The organism is Pseudoalteromonas sp. McH1-42, assembly GCF_022347845.1.
In the GTDB taxonomy this organism is placed as follows: domain Bacteria; phylum Pseudomonadota; class Gammaproteobacteria; order Enterobacterales; family Alteromonadaceae; genus Pseudoalteromonas; species Pseudoalteromonas rubra_D.
The window spans coordinates 100,946-121,997 of sequence record NZ_JAKRFU010000015.1; the positions used below are offsets into that span (position 1 = coordinate 100,946).

11 protein-coding genes and 1 pseudogene are annotated in these 21,052 nt (G+C 46.6%); 6 read left to right on the plus strand and 6 right to left on the minus strand.

Annotated elements, in window-relative coordinates; all coding sequences use genetic code 11:
* Positions 1 to 22 precede the first annotated feature (22 nt).
* Positions 23 to 1,867, plus strand: coding sequence for an ABC transporter ATP-binding protein (locus tag MHN31_RS14945; RefSeq protein ID WP_239444611.1), 1,845 nt, complete (start codon positions 23 to 25; stop codon positions 1,865 to 1,867).
* A gap of 21 nt (positions 1,868 to 1,888) precedes the next feature.
* Here MHN31_RS14945 and MHN31_RS14950 read toward each other — a convergent pair whose 3' ends face one another.
* Positions 1,889 to 2,497, minus strand: coding sequence for a TetR/AcrR family transcriptional regulator (locus MHN31_RS14950; RefSeq protein WP_125559760.1), 609 nt, complete (start codon positions 2,495 to 2,497; stop codon positions 1,889 to 1,891).
* A gap of 459 nt (positions 2,498 to 2,956) precedes the next feature.
* Between MHN31_RS14950 and MHN31_RS14955 the strand changes: the two genes are divergently transcribed.
* From MHN31_RS14955 to MHN31_RS14965, 3 genes are all read left to right on the plus strand, one after another.
* Positions 2,957 to 4,132, plus strand: coding sequence for an efflux RND transporter periplasmic adaptor subunit (locus MHN31_RS14955; RefSeq protein ID WP_125559762.1), 1,176 nt, complete (start codon positions 2,957 to 2,959; stop codon positions 4,130 to 4,132).
* 4 nt (positions 4,133 to 4,136) lie between these two features.
* Positions 4,137 to 7,310: a multidrug efflux RND transporter permease subunit gene (locus MHN31_RS14960; protein WP_010387206.1), complete on the plus strand. Its 3,174-nt coding sequence runs from the start codon at positions 4,137 to 4,139 to the stop codon at positions 7,308 to 7,310.
* 297 nt (positions 7,311 to 7,607) lie between these two features.
* On the plus strand, positions 7,608 to 9,311 hold the full coding sequence (locus MHN31_RS14965; protein WP_239444612.1) for an AMP-binding protein: 1,704 nt from the start codon (positions 7,608 to 7,610) through the stop codon (positions 9,309 to 9,311).
* A gap of 61 nt (positions 9,312 to 9,372) precedes the next feature.
* Here the strand turns inward: MHN31_RS14965 and MHN31_RS14970 are convergent, their stop codons facing one another.
* Complete coding sequence (locus tag MHN31_RS14970) at positions 9,373 to 10,794, minus strand: NAD(P)/FAD-dependent oxidoreductase (RefSeq protein ID WP_239444613.1); 1,422 nt, start codon at positions 10,792 to 10,794, stop codon at positions 9,373 to 9,375.
* Positions 10,795 to 11,160: 366 nt separating this feature from the next.
* Here MHN31_RS14970 and MHN31_RS14975 point away from each other — a divergent pair, with 366 nt between their 5' ends.
* Entirely contained in the window at positions 11,161 to 15,297 is a 4,137-nt protein-coding gene (locus MHN31_RS14975; RefSeq protein WP_239444614.1) for a hybrid sensor histidine kinase/response regulator, read from the plus strand.
* A 48-nt stretch (positions 15,298 to 15,345) separates the two neighbouring features.
* Here MHN31_RS14975 and MHN31_RS14980 read toward each other — a convergent pair whose 3' ends face one another.
* The 4 genes from MHN31_RS14980 to MHN31_RS14995 form a co-directional block, all read right to left on the minus strand.
* Positions 15,346 to 17,067, minus strand: a complete 1,722-nt coding sequence (locus tag MHN31_RS14980) for an FAD-dependent oxidoreductase (protein ID WP_239444615.1) — start codon at positions 17,065 to 17,067, stop codon at positions 15,346 to 15,348.
* A 572-nt stretch (positions 17,068 to 17,639) separates the two neighbouring features.
* Positions 17,640 to 18,536 carry an ADP-ribosylglycohydrolase family protein gene (locus MHN31_RS14985; RefSeq protein ID WP_239444616.1) on the minus strand — a complete coding sequence of 299 codons (897 nt, stop codon included), beginning with the start codon at positions 18,534 to 18,536 and terminating at the stop codon, positions 17,640 to 17,642.
* 138 nt (positions 18,537 to 18,674) lie between these two features.
* Positions 18,675 to 19,145 (minus strand): DUF3291 domain-containing protein, encoded by a 471-nt coding sequence (locus tag MHN31_RS14990; protein WP_239444617.1) that lies wholly within the window; start codon positions 19,143 to 19,145, stop codon positions 18,675 to 18,677.
* Between the two features lie 333 nt (positions 19,146 to 19,478).
* Positions 19,479 to 20,606 (minus strand): serine hydrolase domain-containing protein, encoded by a 1,128-nt coding sequence (locus MHN31_RS14995; RefSeq protein ID WP_239444618.1) that lies wholly within the window; start codon positions 20,604 to 20,606, stop codon positions 19,479 to 19,481.
* A gap of 322 nt (positions 20,607 to 20,928) precedes the next feature.
* Between MHN31_RS14995 and MHN31_RS15000 the strand changes: the two are divergent.
* Positions 20,929 to 21,052, plus strand: a pseudogene (locus MHN31_RS15000) (transposase); the annotation flags it as partial.

A 21,052-nucleotide genomic window follows, 5' to 3' on the forward strand; every position in this document is an offset into this window, starting at 1 on the left:
CTGTCATCATGCAGGAGGCACTATGCTTAGGTTCTTTGAACGATTCACCGTCCCATTCCCGTCACGCCCGGCAACACAGCCACCCCAGGGGTTACTGGCATTTTGCCGATTTTATACTATAGGAATGGAGTTGCCACTGCTACTCATGTCACTGAGCGCTGCTATCTTGGCCACACTGGAGGTCATGCTGTTTGGCTTCATGGGCACGCTGGTTGACTGGATGCAGGCATATCCGCCTGCCGAATTATTCGAAGTGAAACGTCAGGAACTCACCATGATGGCCGCAATTACGCTCATTGGCCTGCCCTGCCTGGTATTTTTTCACAGCGCAATATTACATCAAAGTTTGCTGGGTAATTACCCCATGGCTATTCGATGGCTGGCACATCGCTATTTGCTCAAGCAAAGTGTGTCCTTCTATCAGGACGAATTTGCCGGACGCATTGCAACCAAAGTCATGCAAACAGCGCTGGCTATCCGCGAGGCTGTAATGAAACTGCTGGATGTGCTTGTTTACGTCATTGTGTACTTTGGTGCCATGCTTGCGCTTGTCAGCGATAGTGATATAAGAATGATGATCCCCTTGCTGATATGGCTGGCTCTGTATATCGGTATGCAGTTCTATTTTGTTCCACGGCTCAAACAGGTAGCCAGCAAGCAGGCCGATGCACGTTCGCAAATGACCGGTCGTATAGTCGACAGCTATACCAATATAACCACAGTTAAACTGTTCTCGTACAACAAACGGGAAGAAACTTATGCCCGTGACAGTATGAATTTGTTCATTGAACCCGTATATGCCCAAATGCGGCTAGCAACGCAACTGAATGTCAGCATACAAACACTGAATTTCCTACTGGTCTTCAGTGTCGCGGCTGGCTCGCTCTATCTATGGTCACTCAGTGCAATCAGCAGTGGCGCCATCGCGATTACCATTGCCCTAGCTTTGCGTTTGAACGGTATGTCTCAGTGGATCATGTGGGAAGTATCCAGCCTGTTCGAAAACATAGGTACCGTCATCGATGGTAAAAATACCTTATCCAAACCATTGGATGTCCAGGATCAGCCCAATGCCCCGGCCTTAAACGTAACGCAGGGCGAAATCATATTTAACAATCTGCACTTTGCCTACAAACGCCAGCAGCAATCGGAGCAGCATACCGTTATTCAGGGACTAAACCTGACGATTGCCCCGGGCGAAAAAATCGGCATTGTGGGTCGCTCAGGTGCCGGCAAATCGACTTTGGTCAACTTACTGCTGCGCTTTTATGACGTTCAGCAAGGCACCATAAAAATAGATGGACAAGATATTTCGCAGGTCGACCAGGAAAGCCTGCGCGCGCACATTGCGATGGTGACCCAGGATACAGCACTACTACATCGAAGCGTGCGGGATAATGTACTATATGGCCGCCCCGATGCGAGTGAAGATGACTTACTTAAGGCCATAGACAAAGCCGAAGCAAGTGAATTTATAAAATCGCTTGAAGACAACGAAGGTAACACTGGACTTGATGCCCAGGTCGGTGAGCGCGGTGTTAAACTCTCCGGAGGACAACGTCAGCGTATCGCCATTGCCAGAGTATTACTTAAAAACGCCCCTATTCTCATTCTGGACGAAGCAACTGCGGCGCTAGACTCCGAAGTAGAAGCGGCGATTCAGGATAGTTTAGACAGTTTGATGACGGGCAAAACCGTGATTGCTATTGCACATCGCCTGTCAACCATTGCGCAAATGGACCGGCTGATAGTGATGGATCAGGGCCAAATTGTTGAGCAAGGTACACATGATGAACTGCTCTCACAGAATGGCATTTACGCCAAACTGTGGGCACATCAAACCGGTGGGTTTATTGGCGTTGAATAACCAAAGCCGCGCGGGTCAGGTCTATTGTTGCGTGACGTATTTTATACCACCACAAAACAACTGACAGGCTTGATCAACAAACGCATCCAGATCCGCTTCAGCCAGAGGTGCCTGCCAGCGGATCGCCTGATCCCAAAACGTCAGCCGTTTTAATGCACCCCAGAAAAAAGCAGCAGCAAATGGCGCTGAGAAAGTACCCAGGCAGCCTGCCCGCGAGGCCTCTTCAAACCACAGGCTCATGGCTGCCTCGCATTGACTGAACTTGTTATTGAGCCTGTCTGCCTGTGCTTCGCAACGCATAGACTCAATCATCACTATGCGTGACAGCTTAATGTAGTCTTTATCCGACAGTAAGGACACGGCACTGTCGGCCAGGTGCCGTAGCTGTACTTCAAAATCATAATTAGGGATAAACTGAATGGTCGTAATAGGCTGTATTCTTTCAATTAGCGAAATAACCACAGCATCAAATAAGGCTTCTTTCGTTGCATAATGCTTGTATAAAGTGCGTTTGGATACCCCGGCAGCACTGCATATTGCTTCCATTGTGGTCGCCTGTAGACCCCGTTGTGCAAATTCTTCTACCGCTGCACTTAAGATAGCCTGTTGTTTTTCAGTAAGCTGGGTCATCGACTCGGTCATCAGTTCAAAATTAACAGCAGTTTAACTTAAAAAGGTCCAACATTAAAGTAAACGATTTCGTATACACAACCAAATAAAAGTACACGGGGCCGTTTACCTCCAGATTGATTAAGTATACACTTGCGTATACTTGCACTATTGTCGAACTATCTCAGCACTGTGCAGCCTGCTGATAAATCATGCTTCATAGGCAATAAACGGTGCTTTTTATTCATTCGGTTCGTTCTGCTTTGGTGTAAACAGAGCGAAGCACGGCAAGATATTCACTGGCATTAAAGCAAAATCTCGCAATGATGATGCAGCACACGCAAGTTAAAAAGCAGTGCTACACTTACTTGATTGGTTTGTAACCACGCCAGCGAAAAATGCAAAAGAAAACCCAATAAATGAGAGGTAAACTTGCCTCTACTCAGGAATAAAAAATTTTAATCAGGATTTGGAGTGTACATGTATCCAGCCCATAACAGCAGTCGTGTAGTACACCTGGCAACAGCAGTATTGTCTGCACTCGTTATTTCTGCCTGCTCCGAGGCACCTCAAAGCCAGGGAGGTCCATCCATGCCACCTGCGCAAGTGAGTATCAACAAGGTCACAACCCAAAGTGTGCCGTTCAACATCGAACTGCCAGCCACACTTGCCGGTGATAAAGAAGTTGAGATCAGAGCGCGCGTGTCCGGTCTCATTGAGTCGCGTAACTTTGAAGAGGGCCAGTACGTTAAAGCAGGACGTTCTTTATTTACCATTGAGCTTCGTCCCTTGCAGCTTGAACGAGACAAAGCAGAAGCCGACCTCAATGCCGCTAAAGCGAATGTAGCACAGGCAAAACGTGAGAAAGACAGGCTTGAACGACTCAAAGATGAGCGTTCCGTTTCAAAACGCGATTTTGATAACGCCGTTTCCGCCTATGAAGTTGCCATCGCCAATCTGGACTCTGCCAAAGTAGCACTCAGTGAAGCACAACTGGATTTAGAATATGCGCAGGTTAAAGCGCCTGTCTCAGGGATCATGGGTCGAGAGTTCGTATCTCAGGGCAGCTATGTCTCCGGGCCGACCGTACTGTTAAGTGAACTCACCGATACCGGCAAGATGCGGGCACGATTTGGGTTTTCTGAACGAGAGCAGCTGGCTATGCGACAGGATGTTGAAAATGGCACACTGAGCCTGCCTAAGAATAATGAGTTTAATGCCACCATAGTGCTTCAGGATGGCTCAGTCTATGCGCATTCAGGCAAAGTCGATTTCTCGGATGTCCGGGTAAACCGTTTTACTGGTACCAGTGAATTACAGGCCCGGATCAACAATCCGGATGGTGAGCTGCGTCCTGGTCAGTTTGTCCGCGTTCGTTTGTCCGGTGCAGTGCGCAATAACGCCATTGTGCTGCCGCAACGTGCCGTACTAGACAACGGCACAGGTAAATTTGTCTATCTTGCTACTGAAAACGAACAAGGCATGACCGTTGCGCTGCCTGCGCCAGTTGAGGTAGGTGAATGGGTCAACCTGGATGGCAAAAACATGTGGGTGATACGACAGGGCCTGACCCCTGGCCAGCCTGTGATCGTTGAAGGTATGGCGCGCATATTCTTCCCAGGAATGCCAGTTAGCGTGAGCGGCGAAGGAGAATAATCGTATGTTCTCTAAGTATTTTATTGATCGCCCGATCTTTGCATTTGTGATCTCAATAGTCATCGTACTGGCAGGTCTGGCCGCAATGCGTACCTTGCCTATCGCTCAGTACCCGGAGATCGCACCGCCGCAGGTTCAGGTAACAGCTTTTTATCCTGGCGCATCTGCCGATGTCCTGGAGCAGACAGTGGCAGCTCCGATAGAAAATGCCATCACCGGCGTTGAGGGCATGATGTACATGGAGTCAACCAGTACCAGCTCTGGCACAACCACTATCACAGTGACGTTTGAGATAGGCACCGATATTGACCAGGCTGCAGTAGACGTCAACAACCGGGTAAAACAAGTTGAAGCGCGCTTGCCGGAAGAGACACGCCGTCAGGGTGTGGTTGTTGCGAAAGGCTCATCCAGCTTCTTACAGGTCCATGCGTTTTATTCGCCGGATGGGACGCGTTCCAGCTTGTGGACATCAAACTACGTCACCATGAATATCCTGGACCGTATTAAACGTATCCCCGGCACCACCAGCGTTCAAATATTCGGTGCCAAAGATTACGCCATGCGTGTCTGGATCCGCCCTGATCTTATGAGTCAGCTTGGTGTTACTGTTGAAGAGATCACCGCAGCCATTCGTGAGCAAAACTCACAGTATGCGGCGGGTACCATAGGTGCCACACCAACCAGCAGCCAACCTCAGGAGTTAGTGTACAGCGTAACCGCCAAGGGTCGTTTATCTACGCCTGAAGAATTTGAAGCCATTATCATTCGCGCAAACCCGGATGGCTCTACCCTGCGTCTTAAAGATGTCGCGCGTGTTGAGCTGGGCTCCAAAGATTACAATTTTGCCGGTACCTTTAATGGTAAAGATGCCGTACTGCTGGGCGTATTTTTACAACCGGGTGCCAATGCACTGGATGTAGCGAACGAAGTAGAATCCGTGATAGCAGAGCTTCGTCAACAGTTTCCTGTTGGCCTGGATCACGGTATTCCGTACGACACTACACGCTTTGTGGAAGTGTCCATTCGTGAAGTATTGATCACCCTGGTCGAAGCCATGGTGTTGGTATTTTTGGTCGTTTACCTGTTCCTGCAAAACTGGCGCGCCACTTTAATTCCGACTCTGGCAGTCCCTGTTTCTTTATTAGGCACATTTGCCGGACTGTATATGCTCGGCTATTCCATCAATACCCTAACACTGTTCGGTATGGTGCTGTCTATTGGTATCGTCGTTGATGATGCCATCGTGGTACTGGAAAACGTCGAGCGGATCATGCACGAGCAACACCTTAATGCTCGTGAAGCGGCCATTAAAGCGATGCAGGAAGTAAGCGGCCCTGTTGTCGCTATTGTGCTGGTATTGTGCTCAGTGTTCGTCCCTATCGCTTTTTTGGGTGGTTTAACGGGTGAGTTGTTCAGACAATTTGCGATTACCATCTCCATATCCGTCAGTTTATCAGGTGTGGTCGCGCTGACGATGACCCCGGCGCTGTGCGTCATGATCCTCAAACATGAGCACAAGCAAACCGCGGGCTTCTTCTTGTGGTTCAATAACTGGTTCCAGCGCGTCACCGGCCGTTATGTGGGCTCCGTGAGCTTTATGATAAGACGTGGCTTGCTTGGTGTGGTGCTGATGGCCTCTATGGTCGGCGCAACCATGTTTATATGGCAAAAAACTCCAGGCTCTTTGGTTCCGGATGAAGATCAGGGCTTCTACATCGCCGCGGTGTTCCTGCCCGATGGTTCGTCACTGGAGCGCACTGCTGCAGTAGTTGAGGAAGTCGTTGCTGCCGCCCAGTCTAATCCGGCCAATGAAAACGTGGTTGCTTTTACAGGGTTTGATTTTATTGGTGGCGGTTACAAAAACAGTGCCGCAACGCTGTTCATCACACAAAAACACTGGGATGAGCGCGAAATCGACACGAAATCACTGGTTGGCGAGTTATTTATGAAGACCGCAGGGATCAACGAAGCGCTGGTTCTGGCTTTCAATCCCCCTGCTATATTTGGCCTGGGCACCACCGGGGGCTTTGAAGTTTACCTGCAAAATAAAGCGGGTACCGACCCTGAACGTCTCAAACAAGGCATGCAAATGCTAATGGGCGAAGCACAAAAGAGTCCGATACTTGCGGGTATTCAGACGCTGTGGCGTCCGGATGCACCGCAGCTGAAAGTTCACATGGATCGGGAACAGGCTCGTGCTATGGGCGTGAATATCAATTCAGCATTCAATGCACTGGCTGCCAATCTGGGGAATTATTACGTCAATGACTTCAATAAATTTGGCCGAGCCTGGCAAGTGCTGTTATCAGCCGAGGCAGAATTCCGTATGACGCCAGAAGACGTTGGCCGTATCTATGTGAAAAACAACCGTGGCGAAATGGTGCCTATCTCAGCATTTACTGACATTGAGTACAGCCGTGGACCGGAAACCTTGCAGCGCTACAATAATCTGTCAGCAGTTAAGCTGATGGGTAACGCAGCGCCGGGATATAGCTCAGGTCAGGCCATTGCAGAGTTTGAGCGTATCGCAAAACAAGTTCTGCCACCGGATATGACCTTTGAATGGACGGCCTCCGCTTATCAGGAAAAGCGCAGCTCAGGTACAACCGGTCTGGCACTTGGACTGGCTGTTGTGATGGTATTTTTAATCCTGGCGGCACTGTATGAGCGCTGGTCTCTGCCTATTTCGGTGTTACTGGCACTACCTTTTGGTACCTTTGGCGCACTTATTTCCATCTGGGTTGCAGGCTTAACCAATGATGTTTACTTCCAGATTGGCCTGGTCACCTTACTTGGTCTGGCCAGTAAAAACGCCATTCTGATCGTTGAGTATGCACTGATGAAGACACAGCAAGGCTGGAGTCCGGCAGCTGCTGCACTGGAAGCAGCACGACTGAGGTTCCGCCCTATCATTATGACTTCGCTGGCCTTCATACTGGGCGTAGTACCTCTGGTATTGAGCTCAGGCGCAGGTGCGGGTGCGCGTCATAGTGTAGGCACCGGGGTCATGGGCGGCATGCTTGCTGCAACCTTCCTGGCAGTGTTCTTCCTGCCCCTATTCTTCTACTGGTTAACGGCGAGACGTGTTTCTGAGAAACGCTCTAAACAGGAACTCAGTGAAGAGATTGCACAGCAGCACAAAGCTGAGCATGTAGATACTAAAGAAGATCTGGCCTAACTTTCCAGGTCGAATACAAGCGCCGATCACTCAATGAGTGCCGGCGCTTTTTTATTTTTTACCTGAATAGTCTTCCTAAGCCCATCCGCTTACTTTTGATAACGGTTTCCTTGCTGGCTGTTCACCCTGTTTCCTTAGCCATTAGTCTAATTTCATGCCGATCCATCGGCTCTCGCTTGCAATGGGGCAAACTTTGTTATTTCTTTGAGTTATAGCTTATTACCATTTTAAGCTCCCTGATTGGTTTCGCAGGTGCACTGGATAGTAAAAAGCAATGACAACAACAAGGAGTAGATAATGACAACATCAGCAATGAACCCGACCCTCAGTTATCACCGAGGTCCCTCTGACACGCCTTTACTTGATCAAACCATTGGCGGCTTTCTGGAGCACATTGTCGAACAGTTCGGCGACCGTGAAGCAATTGTTGTTTGCCATCAGCAACAGCGCCTCAGCTACCGAGAGTACCTTAAGCGTATTGATGAACTGGCAGCCGCCCTGTTACATTGCGGGATCCAGCCTGGCGACAGAGTTGCACTCTGGTCGCCCAATAACCTTGAGTGGTCTCTCGTGCAATTTGCCACAGCGCGGATCGGTGCCATTATGGTGTGTCTGAATCCGGCGTACCGCCCTGCCGAGCTGGAGTTTGCGCTCAATAATGCGGGCTGTAAGATGCTCATTATGGCCACCCGGTTCAAACACAGTCACTATGTCGATATGCTTAAAGAGCTCGCCCCGCAGTTGGAAGAGCATTCTTTTGGTGAGCTATGCGCACCTACACTGCCTGATCTGACCCATGTTGTGGTGATCCCCCAGCAAGGAGAGCCAACCCCAACAGAGTTGTGTGATTTCAATCAGTTGCTTTCTCTCGCGTCAGATCAAGATTACAACACCCTGCGCACTATCGGAGCCAGATTAAGCCCCGACAACGCCATCAATATCCAGTTTACCTCAGGAACAACCGGCAACCCTAAGGGCGCAACATTAACCCATCGTAATATTCTCAATAATGCCAACCTGGTTGCGCAGACCATGCAACTTACAGAGCAGGATAAGCTCTGTATTCCGGTTCCGCTGTACCACTGTTTCGGTATGGTGCTGGGCAACCTGGTTTGTCTCAGCCAGGGGGCTTGCGCAGTGTTCCCCAACGATGCTTTCGATCCGCTTCTGACACTGCAAACCGTCGAGGCCGAGCAGTGTACGGCACTGCACGGCGTGCCTACTATGTTTATCGCACAACTGGAGCACGAGCAGTTTGATCAATTCGACCTGAGCTCACTCAGAACCGGTGTCATGGCGGGAGCCACTTGTCCGGAAAAAGTGATGCGTGATGTGCAGACAAAAATGCACATGACAGACATCTTAATTGGCTATGGCCAGACCGAATGCAGCCCCATTAATCATATTACTGAAGTGTCGGCCCCATTGATTAAACGAGTGACCACTGTCGGTCGTGCCATTGCCCATACTGAAGTGAAAATCATTGATGAAAGTGGTGAGCTTACTCTCAGGGGCGTGCCCGGCGAGGTGTGTGCTCGAGGATATTGTGTCATGCAAGGCTACTGGCAGGATGATGCCAAAACCCGGGCAACCATAGATGCACAAGGCTGGTTGCATTCTGGCGATCTGGGTGTAATGGATGACGAAGGGTATGTCACTATTGTGGGACGCATCAAAGACATGATCATCCGCGGCGGCGAAAACATCTCCCCCCGGGAGATTGAAGAAGTTTTGTATCATCACCCTGACATTCAGGATGCGGCGGTATTTGGGATCAACGATGAAAAATATGGTGAAGAAGTTTGCGTCTGGCTTCAACTAAAACCGGATCATTATGTTGATGAGCAAGCCATTAGAACTTACTTACAAGACAAGCTTTCCTACTTCAAAGTCCCCAAACACATACGTATTGTAGATACTTACCCCATGACGGTGACTGGAAAACTACAAAAGTTCAAAATGCGTGAAGCAATGGAAAAGTCACTCAACGGACCGGCTTAAATAAGGGCTAAAACGCACGTTTAGCCCCTTGCATCAATGACAAAGTCATCTACAAATGAGATTACAGGCTAAGCAGCTGGTGATCCAGTGCCTGGGCAGCCTCTTCCGCTGCCCGATACCCTGAAGCAACCGCACCTTCCATATAACCTGTCCAGATGTCTGCCGTTTCTGTTCCGCAGAAATGAAAAGACCCGAGCGGTTTTTTCAGGTTATCGGCGAACTGAGTGAGCTTGCCAACCGCAAGAGGAGATTCACACCCCCTCTGATAAGGTACTGCCTGCCAGTCTGTCTCCACATAATCCACAGCCTCAAATGCCTCATTGCCAAAGAATTGGCTCAGAACTGCAAGCACTTGTTCCTTGCGTTCATCCAGCGACAACGCGCGCATTGCGTCACTACTATTTACAAATACGGTAAGTAAACCCGGTCCATTGCTGTTACGGGAACAGTCAAAAGTACTGGTCAGCACCTCGTTTGGGATGAATGAAATACCACTCAAGCCCTGCGCACGCCAAAATGGTCGAGTATATAACAGGTGGGCCTTGATGCTGCCTTCACTCGTATCCCATTGCTCAATAAGCTGCCTTTTATTCGATAACAACGGCGGCTCGAACTGAATATTACCGAGTAAACTGGGTGCCATAGCGAATATCACACGCTGACACAAAATAACTTGCCCGCTCTGGCAGCTGACCAGGCAAAATTCGCCGTGTTCCTCTACTTTGGTCACAGCATCAAATTGCACATGTTCTGCCAACTGCTGTTGCAGCGCCAGACAAATCGACTGTGCTCCCTCTTTGATAATACGGTCCTGCGCCCCCCCGGTGATGACTTCTAGTTGCTCAATACTGCCAGCACTTCGTATATAGTGGAGTAAAAATAAAAAGGAGATTTGTGCGATCGGAGCTGCTAAAAATGAGCGGACGGAATAATCCAATTCTTCTATCGCAGTGGCGGAATAACCTTGGCCCACACACCAATCATAGGCAGTTTGACCATCCCAGGCCTGAGCGCTCTGGGCCAACCAGGGTGCATGTATGGGTAAGCTTGCCGCCAACCTATTAAGGGTTGCACGTATTGTAGCCAATTCATTTTGAACTTGCGCTGGGAGGTCATCTTGCGATATTGGCTCCCCCTCCTGTGGCGTTGTAAAGGTCGAAAGCCCCAACTCAGCAATTAGAGATTGCATATGAATATGTGTCGCACCTACCCACTGTGCACCGCCATCGACAATATGGCGCTCCCCGCCTGTTGTTGTCAGCTGTTGATTCAAGGTCCGCCCACCAACCCGGCTTTTTGCTTCAAGTAGCTTAAAGTGGTAGCGGTTTTGGTCTGACAACTGCTTTGCCGCCGCCAGCCCGGCTAACCCACCCCCGATAACAACAATATCAGTCACATCCTTGATACTTTCAAAGTTAACATTGTCCAGCACTTGAGATGCTAAGTGCTTTAAGTTAGTAGTATGATCTGTTGGTGCTTTCATTTTTCTATCCTTGTATGTGGTGATAACTAAGTTGTCTAAACATCTGCACACTAGGATAGGAGCCAGGGACTCGTTTAAGTATGTATTTGTTGTCAGCGAATGTGGCAAAGTGTGAGAGAGTGCTGGAAACCATCAAGGTTGCGTTCATGTTTCAATCGTTTTGACATCGTTCCAAAGCAATAGACCGATAAATGTCGGCACTATTTTGCTTAATGGCATAAACAGTATTGGGATAGACTGAAACCTGCTCAGCAAATAATAAATTTTTAACAGTATAAACAACTAAATGCATAGAAATCGAACGCAATTTCTACTAGCCTAGTAACACGAGTTACGCTTTTTAAGCATCTTTCATGGTTGCCAATCATGCATTTGGGTAAACGGCTTTTTGTAGTCTATATCGTTTTGGTCTTGATGGCTGTTGCGCCAGCATTGTGTTTTGGCAACATCCCAGTACTTGCTAATCAATACTCAGTTAAAAAGCTGACTGCTGAGGACGGCTTTGTCTCATCCGAAATCTATTCAATAATACAAGATCAGCAAGGCTTACTCTGGTTCGGTACTGCTGAGAATGGTGTGATGCGCTATGATGGCCGTAAGGTCACTCTGTTTGAGTTTGATGGTCAAAGTGACAGCGGCTTGTCACACAATGATGCTGGCAACCTGATGTTAGATAGAAATGGCGACATATGGATTGGCACCTGGGGTGGAGGTGCTAATCGCTATGACCCAAAGACCGGACAGTTCGAGAACTTTCTTCATGACCCTAAACAGCCAACCTCAATTTCAGCAAACCGGATCCAGTCTTTATATCATGATCTGGATGGTTCAATCTGGTTGGGCTCATATGATAGTGGCCTTAATCGATACCTGGGAGAGGGTAAGTTTGAGCACGTCAGTAAAAGCACTGACTCAGTCACCGGCCTGTCTCACAATCGAATATGGGACATCGAAAATGATGGTATGGACCGCCTTTGGATAGCGACCAGTTACGGCCTGAACCTCTACGATAAAACCACGCAACGCTTTAACTATTTTTTCCCTGACCCAACAAACACCACCCCCACTGGCACCAATGAAATCAGGCACATTTTAAAAACGTCGCATAGCAAACTATACGTCGGAACCCAGCAAGGACCTTTTGCATTCGACCCTGCCAGTGCTGAGTTCAGTAAAATTGGCGCTCAAGATGGCACCGACCTCGGACAGGTGAACTCAATGATTGAGGATCAGGAGGGTTATATCTGGTTTGTTACCAGTAAAGGCGTATTCAGGCAGCACCCGTCAAATGAAGAATTAGTGCAACTGGAACTTGAGTACAATAATGGCATGCGGATAATATTTGAAGACAATGCCAAAACGCTGTGGATCACTAATGAAGTACACGGTATTTTTAAACTGGTCCCACATCGTAAATTCAAATCCATCAGCAATTCAATGCTCAAAGCACCAAATGGAATTGCTGCAGATAAAAATGGAGACCTGCTTGTTGTCAATTCGACTTCTCACTTGCTCAGGTGGGATGTTGCATCTCAAACCCTACACCCCCTTTCTGAGCCGCTATTTAATGAATCTAACGGCTTTAGTGAAAATCGACTCCTTGAGCGCCCGGTTTTACATCTTGATGGCGATGCCACTTTGTGGGTCGCGCAGGATGAAGGGTTAGCACAGTTCAACCTGGATACACGTGACGTGACAATTATTCGTTATCCAAAGGATGACCCAAATCACAGGCAATTTAGAGAAATAAGAGCGCTTGCCGTTGATAAACAAGGCAACCTCTGGGTAGGTACATACAAAAACGGAGTTTACATTTATAACCCGGACACTAGCACCTTCAGACACCTCGATACCTCCTATGGCTTGTCACACCCAGAAGTGCTAACCATATACAAAGATGATACCCACAACATGTGGGTCGGCACCGGTAATGGTGTAAACTTGTGGCTTGAAAAAGAGCAAATTTTTCAGCCCTTTGTGAATAACCCATATCGTGAAGACAGCCTGCTTGGCAGCATTGTACAGGATATCTACCAAACCCAGGATGGGCAGATCTGGATTGCCACCCAGCAAGGGCTCAACCTGTATCAGGCCAAGACAAACAACTTTACGCACTTTAGCACGCAAAATGGCCTGCCAAGCAACTTGATCCGCGCTATCTCTGACGATATGAGAGGTAATTTATGGCTAACTACAAACCGAGGCATCACTAAGTTTTCACCGTCTACGGGGAAAGTGAGTAATTTTGACAGCCATAATGGATTGCTTGGATTAAATTACTACTCCGATAGCCTGGTCAAAGCCAAACGAGACCTGCTCTTTACCAGTAGCCAACGCGGTATCGAATATTTCAGCACACGTCCTTTGCAATCAACCCTCAAAGACCCAACGCTTATCTTGACGGGCTTTAATAAAATGGGCCAGTCTGTAAAGCTCGACAAACCCTATTCATACGTCACAGATATCTACCTCACCTACCTGGATTATATTTTTTCTCTTGAGTTTTCCGTGCTTGATTTTGTGTCGCCTAATAAAAACCAGTATGCCTATAAACTTGAAGGCTATGACGACAACTGGATAGACATTGGCAACCGAAACTCAGCCACGTTCACAAATCTGGATGGTGGAACTTATACATTTCAGGTAAAAGCCACGAATAGTAGAGGTGAATGGAGCGAGCAACTGTTATCTATTAACTTACACGTTGCCCCACCGCCCTGGAAAACCTGGTGGGCCTACACACTCTATGCCATAGCATGTGCTTTGCTTATTTTTACCGTCATCTATCTGCGCACCCGCATGCAAAAAGCGGAAATCAATCGCCAAAAGCAATTCGTAGTGCAACTCGAAGAGCAAGTTTCACAGAAAACGGCTTCTTTGAAGTCACAAGCGATGGAACTTGAAGCTGCACTCAAAAAAGCAGAGCAAGCAACCCGACTGAAATCTGAATTTTTAGCCAACATGAGTCATGAGATAAGAACCCCAATGAACGGGGTGCTGGGCATGCTGGAGCTTCTCAAGCACAGCGAATTGACACCTGAGCAGGCGCATTCTGTCGGCATTGCCAGTAACAGTGCTCACTCCTTACTGAGCCTGATCAACGATATTCTGGATTTTTCTAAGATTGAGGCTGACAAACTGGAACTTGAGTTCATCGATTTCGATGTCAGACAGCTATTTGAGCAGCTGGCTGAATCCATGGCGCTCGGCGCTCAAACGAAAGGCGTCGGCTTAGTCATCGACCTGACGGGTATCCAAACAGCCATGGTTAATTCAGACCCAGGCAGGATCCGACAAATCGCGGCAAACATCCTGAGTAATGCAATTAAGTTTACTGAGCAAGGCGAAATCGTGATGAGCGCGTCTTTGACTCATTCTATCAGTGAAGACAAAACCCTGCTCACTTGTCGCATTCAGGATACCGGGATTGGCATACCCGAAGAGATGCTTTCAAGCTTGTTTGATTCCTTCACTCAGGTTGATGCTTCCACCACCAGAAAATATGGCGGGACTGGATTGGGTCTGAGTATAACCAAACGGCTATGCCAGTTGCTGGGTGGCGATGTGTCTGTTTCTAGCACCGTTGGGAGCGGCAGTTGTTTTGAATTCACATGTCAGGTCAACCCATGTGAGATCACAGAACCAAATGCCCCCGCATTTTCGTCATTGAACATCCATGCTCTGCTAGTGGACTCGGATACCTCAAGTAATGAAGTTATAAAGCATCAGCTCGAGCGCTGGGAAGTACAAGTTAGCGAAGCGCACAGCGCAGAACAGGCTTTGCAGATACTCTCTGCAAGCAGCATTGACATTGTGTTTTTCAGCAGAACACTGCCCACAATGAGTAGTGAGTTAATGACCCATGAGATCAGACAAAACCGCCAGCTTAGTCAGCTAAAGCTCATCATGATGACGCTACTGGATGAACAGTTTGATGCGGTTGAATCAAGCCCGGTGCCCCTGGATGGCTACTTCACAAAACCAGCTACCCAACACGATTTGATGAAAGCACTGTCTGGCTTAGTGCCCACTAATAGTCTGGAAGAGGGTACCAAACCCAGCCACAAACCAGATCAGGACGATATACAAAACTTCCCATGGGCAAAAGACACCCATGTATTGCTGGTCGAGGACAATAAAGTAAACCAATTAGTTGCAACGCGGATCTTAGAGCACCTGGGCGTAACAATCGACATTGCAGAAAATGGCATAGAGGCATTGGACAAACTGCGTGACACGGAAACCCAAGTCTATACCCTGGTATTGATGGATTGCCAAATGCCAAAAATGGACGGCTATGAAGCCACCCGTCGTATTCGCTCTGCTCAGGCTGGCAATCATTATACCGATATCCCCATCATCGCAATGACGGCAAACGCAATGCAAGGCGACAGGCAAAAGTGCCTGGATGCGGGTATGGATGACTATATAACAAAACCCATAGAGTCTGCCAAAGTAACAGAAAAGCTCGAATACTGGGTAAACAAATCGACCATCACCTGAGTGGAATGGCTATTGGCTGGCCCTGCGCCAGCCAATAACTATGAATTGTTAGATAATGGTTTTTCTGCTTCTAAACAGGCATTTGGAGTCCTGACTCTGGTCGAGTTTAACGCCAATTAGCGACTCATAGCTGTCACCAAAGTAATCTTCGGTTTTCACTGCTGCATCCTTAAAGCTGATAAATGCCCCTCTCGTGTCTGGTATATCAAAACTTCGGCACGACTCAATCCAGTCTTGCGCTCTGTTTTCATAAAACCGCGTTGAGATCTGCTTTGCGACATCTTCGGGGTCATTACCCTGCTCCGGCTGATCCCACCACGCCTGATACTGGATCGTAAAGGGCCTGTCCTGATAGGGGAAAGCACAGCTCACTTTATCCTGTTCTGATAATTGCTGTTTATCTGCATAATACTGGCCACTGATAGCGCCCAAGGTAATGTAAGCCGCAATATTGCTGTTAGTTTTATCTGCGTATAACAAGGTAGATTGCAGTGACTTAACCAGCGCTTTTCGGCCATCACTTCCCCAGCTTTGAGTGGGCATCCTTGACGTAATCTTGTGTGGTGCCGGCTCGTCTGTTTCAAGCTGAATACCACCTACCTCCCTGTCCCAGCTATCAAAGTCCAGAGAGTACCCTGTGCTATTAGTCGCTGCATTAAACTCTACTGCATGTGCACAAGTTCTCTGATAAAACTCGTTGAATTCATGAATGACATCATTTGCTTGCTGTTGCTTTTCGCTATCAGTTAAACAAGGGTCCTGATTAATTAGAGATACCAAATAGTAAGCCCACTGTGTCATCATGGTTTCCAGTTCAGTTTTCGTACCACCAAAATGACCATTCAGTTGCCAGCTTAGGAGTGCGTTTTCACTGATTTCGGATGCGTGTTTCACCCCCTTGGCATTCACTTTGAGGTTAGTACCGATCAGGTTTGGATTTTGACCAGGTGCAGTTAACTGCTCCCAGGCCGCGATAATGTCAACAGCCTTGATCTTTTCAAGCGCCGGAAATGAGTCGCTTTTAATCACAAAACTCTGCGCAATAGAAGGTAATTTGAAAGGCCTGAAAACCAACTCAGTAACGATACCATAACTAAGTCCGCCACCACCTCGCAGTGCCCATAATAAACTGTTGTTTTGATCCGGGTCCTTGCGTATTTTATCGTCCGACAAGCAGAGCTCCTGATTGAGCTCTGCACTCTCACCCAAGTAATTCACAGAACCATCACCAAGCACTATGGTTGCACCAACCAATCGCTCACACCCCATACCATACTTGCGTGTCCAGGGTCCCCAGCCACCGCCCATGGTATACCCAGCAATTGCTACACTCTGACACGTGCCATGAGGAATACCAAAATGATATTCATCGAGCTTTGTCTTAATATTCTCAAAGATAGCACCGGGTTGAATACGCACACCAAAAACTTGTCCAGCACTGGATGGCAAACTGGCCTGATACACATTAACACTGTCCATCAGATTAAAATCTATCAGTAGCTTGCCAGTTGCAACGCACTCACCTTCATGGTCATGACCACCAGACTTAACAGCGATTTCAATATCATTCTTGGTTGCATGCTCAATCAGCGCAGCAACCTGTGCCGTATCTTTAACCTGCACAATGACACTGGGCATAAAATCAAATCTGCGATTAAAAACTTGACGTGATTTGTCATACTGGTCACGACATTCATCAGGGCTAAGTATAATTGGCGGATTGGAGGCGAAAGGTTCAAACAGGTGTTTCAGGTCGTCGATCAAAGACATAGCGACTTATTCCTTTTGTAATAGTTCATAGCGGCATTGTGTGCCGACACTATAACTAAAACCATTACATCGTGTTACAACACTCGCACTTGAACAAACTTGTGGAACTACGCATGCTCCTGAGAGTGTAAAGCCTAAAACCTGTCTAATAGACATGTGAATACTTGGCTCACATTAGCGATGAACAAAACAAACCAATTGGTTTGCCCCGTTTTAAGTAATTTTTTATTTGCTCACTACGGGATACCTATCTCCCATAATTGTTCATTTGTAAGGTACTCAATTTGTTTTTTATGTAATTTTCTCAAACCTAAACAGTAGTGACTTTTAAATAGAAGTTTTGACTCAGTCAGCATAAATACTACTAATTCGAAACTTGAATCATGATCAAGCCAAATATTGAGCGTGAACTGCTTATTGTTAATTGAAACAATTTTATCAACACACAAACCGATTGATTGAGCTAAATACTGTTCTCGATAAAACTCTAATTTTTCATAGATGATAGATGTGTCCATAGACATATAACACCTGATAGTGCGACGCTGTCAGGCACCCGCACGACCCACTTGTTAGCTGGCAAGTCCCGCTCGATATAAATCCAAAGCGAGCTGCTTAATTTCACCGGCCATTGTTATTGATTCTCGCCACTCTTTAGGTATGTCACTATACCCATAATAAGCTCCTGCAATTTGCCCACATATTGCCGCTGTTGTATCTGCATCGTTTCCGATATTCGCTGCGAGTAATATTGCATCCTTAAAGTTTTCGCCATGGTAAAAGCACCAAAGTGCAGAGATCAAGCTTTCAATCACGTAGCCACTGCCAGTGAGCTCCATGTATTCCAAAGTATTAAAGCTGAATTCAGATATCGGCAGCAACTCAGCGCAAAAGTTGCCAGGAATGGCTTGGAATATTTCGTTCTTACTATTAGCGTTGAACGCTTTGTGAATTAAATAGCCAAAAAGCTCGCAAGATTCAATACACAGAGGAGAACCATGCGTAGTTCGTGAACTTTCTCCCGCATACTTTATACAAGCATCAATATCCCCGAAATAATATATGGGTATCGGCGCCAATCTCATAATGGAACCATTGCCGGATGAAAACTGGTCGATAGAACCGCTAAAAGGATTCCTGGTTTCCAGGTACTTTCTCAGCGCGTCAGATACCGTCATTCCAATATCAAAACACTTTCCGTTACTGCTCATGTAACCATCACGATACCAATCACAATAGCGATTCATTTGATCAGTTGGATCAAACGCTTTCTTACGGAGCAGGCTATGAGCTAAACATAACGCCATCGAGGTGTCGTCGGTCCACTGCCCTTTCTTTAGATTGAAAGGACCGCCACCGACCATATCCTCAATTGGCTCAAAAGAGCCTCTTGACGCAAATTCCAACGCAGTGCCTACTGCGTCGCCACAAGCAAGCCCTACCAAAGAACCTATTATTCTATCTTCCAAATTAACTCCATTTTCTCAGAGAACTAGCAAACGCCCATTCCAAAACTGGTCTCTATACATAAGTTTTGAACATAGCGAAACATACAAGATACAGGTACAGATGGGTGTCTGTGTTTTTTTGTGTTATTTATGGTGGATTTAATCAACAAGGCCCTTACATACACTTTTTGCTTCACTCTCAGTAAAGTTAGCCTTAAAAGTAAATGCATAAGCCGTGTCACCTATTTTTCTTAGGTGTTCCAATCGCTCTATGGCGTCGCTGAGATCAGGGATTTGATTATCTTCGATCCACCAAAGAACATACGTATCCTCCGGCAAACGATGAAACCACTCGCTTTTTCTGCGCATAAAATCACGATGATGAGTGCGGAACATAAAATTTTTCAATGAATCTACAGATTCCCAAACCGACATATTTACAATCATATTTGGGTCATCAAAGGCCTTTATTGATGTTGCATCACCTGACTCATCTTTTAGGCGCCAAACAAACCCTTCACTACTTTCTGCTATTCCATTGACTAGATCTAAATTATCGACAAAATCTTTCATTTCCAGACTGTCTAGAGGATATTTTGCTAACGCTATGTTCAACTGTGCTAATTTCATACACATTATTCCTTTTGATATTCCGAAAGCGTATAACGCCGTAGTCTGAGGAATCCCCAGATATTGAAAGTTCAAACTCATATGATGAACACGCTCCGCCTTGTTTGACTTAGTTCATATCGCCAAAAACCAGCCAGATAATAACACCATACGTGAGGCTTCTAGCCTACACGATATACTCAGAAAAAACTGCCTCCAGATTCATGTGCGCCTTATGAGTAGCGCTAATCGGGTGCCTGTCTTGCAGTTCCACTGGGCTGGCAAACCGACAGGCATCCATTCCTAAATTCGTGCCCTCCTCTAAGTATGCAGCGAAGCAGAACTGGCCTACTGTTACGCATCCGACTTTGAGGCTTTGTTATATGCCATCAAATAGTCAAAAACCTTATCTGAAATAGCTTCTAACTTTGGTTGAGTATTTTCCTCTGCTAAATTTGTTACGATGAAAATGCCAACATTTTTATTTGGATAAATGGCCAGCCAACTTGATGTGCCCATTGAGCCACCACTTTGATAAAGCATCAGTTCATTGGAATCATCTTTAGTTGTGTACCAATAAAATGCCGAGCCATGGCCCGTCCAACTCTCTTCCAAAAGTTGATGAGAAATAGCCACCTCAGGCTCTGAGGATAACTGGTGTTGCATATAACGTGTGACAGACTCAACGTTTGAAGTTAATCCTCCACTAGCAAACCAATAAGCACTAGCCAAGGGCATTTGATTGCCATTTCCATCGGTACCGACTGTCACTTCACTTACCTCGGATTCTGTACGTCTAAATTTCGTTCCCAGCTCTCCAGACTTGCTCGTGATCATTTCAGAAACTAGCAACTCAAAAGGTTTTTGATAGACTGATTCCAGAATATATCCGGCTAAATTAGTACCAACGTTCGAATATAGGTAATCCTCACCAGGTTTAGAGTTAAGCTGCACTTTTTTCAGATCATCAAAGTAGTCATCTCTGGAGTATTTTGATATTTTTTCAAAATATCTGCCTTGCTCAATATCTTCACGACTAACAGCAAAAGCTCCTGGAAGACCACTAGTATGGGTCAAAAGGTGTCGTAAAGTTATATATTGGTTAGACAGCTCTAAGTTTTTGTATTTTTTACCTTTAAGGTAATGACGGATATCTTTATCAAGCTCAACTTTCCCTTCAAGAATGGCCTTAGCAACAACTAACCCTGTATAAGTTTTGGTTAAAGAGCCAATTTCGTATATTGTTTGGTTGTTAGGCATATCGCCATTACTTAACGTCCCTAAATGATATTGGTGAGTATTTCCTGAGTCTACAATCGAAATTGAGACGACCTGCCCAACATTTCCATCAATAAATTCTATGAGCTCATGTTTAGTGTTTGATTCAAAATCTGTTGCATCATGACTTTTACAAGAGGCCAACGCTGCCATTAATGAAATAACCAATATCATTGATTTAGTTTGGGTTATGAATCGGTTCATTTTTTTCCTTTTAATATATTTTGAATATCATTCCTTAGACGATAAGATTCCGTAAAAGGTTTAAATGTTAAATTAACCCAGGTACTTAGCGCCTTAGTCCAGGGGGTTCAAGATATTGATATGCAAAATCAATGTGATGAACACACGGCAAAAAATCGGGAAGACGGCACGGGAAGACGGCAGACACCCATTCCGAAGACGGCAGACACCCATTTCAAAGCTTGTCTGTCATACTTCGAATGACTAGCTGACCTCCCAAAAACTTGCCTGCCTGACTTCCACTATCTATGCTTTTTATCTGCCCCAAGGATAAGGACATAAAATGCCAACGGCACGGAAAAGCCAGATCAGCTTAGTTGACACAAAATACTACCATTGCATCTCTCGCTGTGTCAGGAGAGCCTTTCTATGTGGTAAAGACCCGTTAACAGGCCAGTCTTATGAGC

What these genes read in the sequence shown, in the direction of transcription:
- MHN31_RS14960 (WP_010387206.1), top strand. Translation starts at nt 4,137, where the DNA reads ATGTTCTCTAAGTATTTTATTGATCGCCCGATCTTTGCATTTGTGATC.
- MHN31_RS14990 (WP_239444617.1), bottom strand. Translation starts at nt 19,145, where the DNA reads ATGAAATTAGCACAGTTGAACATAGCGTTAGCAAAATATCCTCTAGAC.
- MHN31_RS14980 (WP_239444615.1), bottom strand. Translation starts at nt 17,067, where the DNA reads ATGTCTTTGATCGACGACCTGAAACACCTGTTTGAACCTTTCGCCTCC.
- MHN31_RS14975 (WP_239444614.1), top strand. Translation starts at nt 11,161, where the DNA reads ATGCATTTGGGTAAACGGCTTTTTGTAGTCTATATCGTTTTGGTCTTG.
- MHN31_RS14995 (WP_239444618.1), bottom strand. Translation starts at nt 20,606, where the DNA reads ATGAACCGATTCATAACCCAAACTAAATCAATGATATTGGTTATTTCA.
- MHN31_RS14945 (WP_239444611.1), top strand. Translation starts at nt 23, where the DNA reads ATGCTTAGGTTCTTTGAACGATTCACCGTCCCATTCCCGTCACGCCCG.
- MHN31_RS14955 (WP_125559762.1), top strand. Translation starts at nt 2,957, where the DNA reads ATGTATCCAGCCCATAACAGCAGTCGTGTAGTACACCTGGCAACAGCA.
- MHN31_RS14950 (WP_125559760.1), bottom strand. Translation starts at nt 2,497, where the DNA reads ATGACCCAGCTTACTGAAAAACAACAGGCTATCTTAAGTGCAGCGGTA.
- MHN31_RS14965 (WP_239444612.1), top strand. Translation starts at nt 7,608, where the DNA reads ATGACAACATCAGCAATGAACCCGACCCTCAGTTATCACCGAGGTCCC.
- MHN31_RS14970 (WP_239444613.1), bottom strand. Translation starts at nt 10,794, where the DNA reads ATGAAAGCACCAACAGATCATACTACTAACTTAAAGCACTTAGCATCT.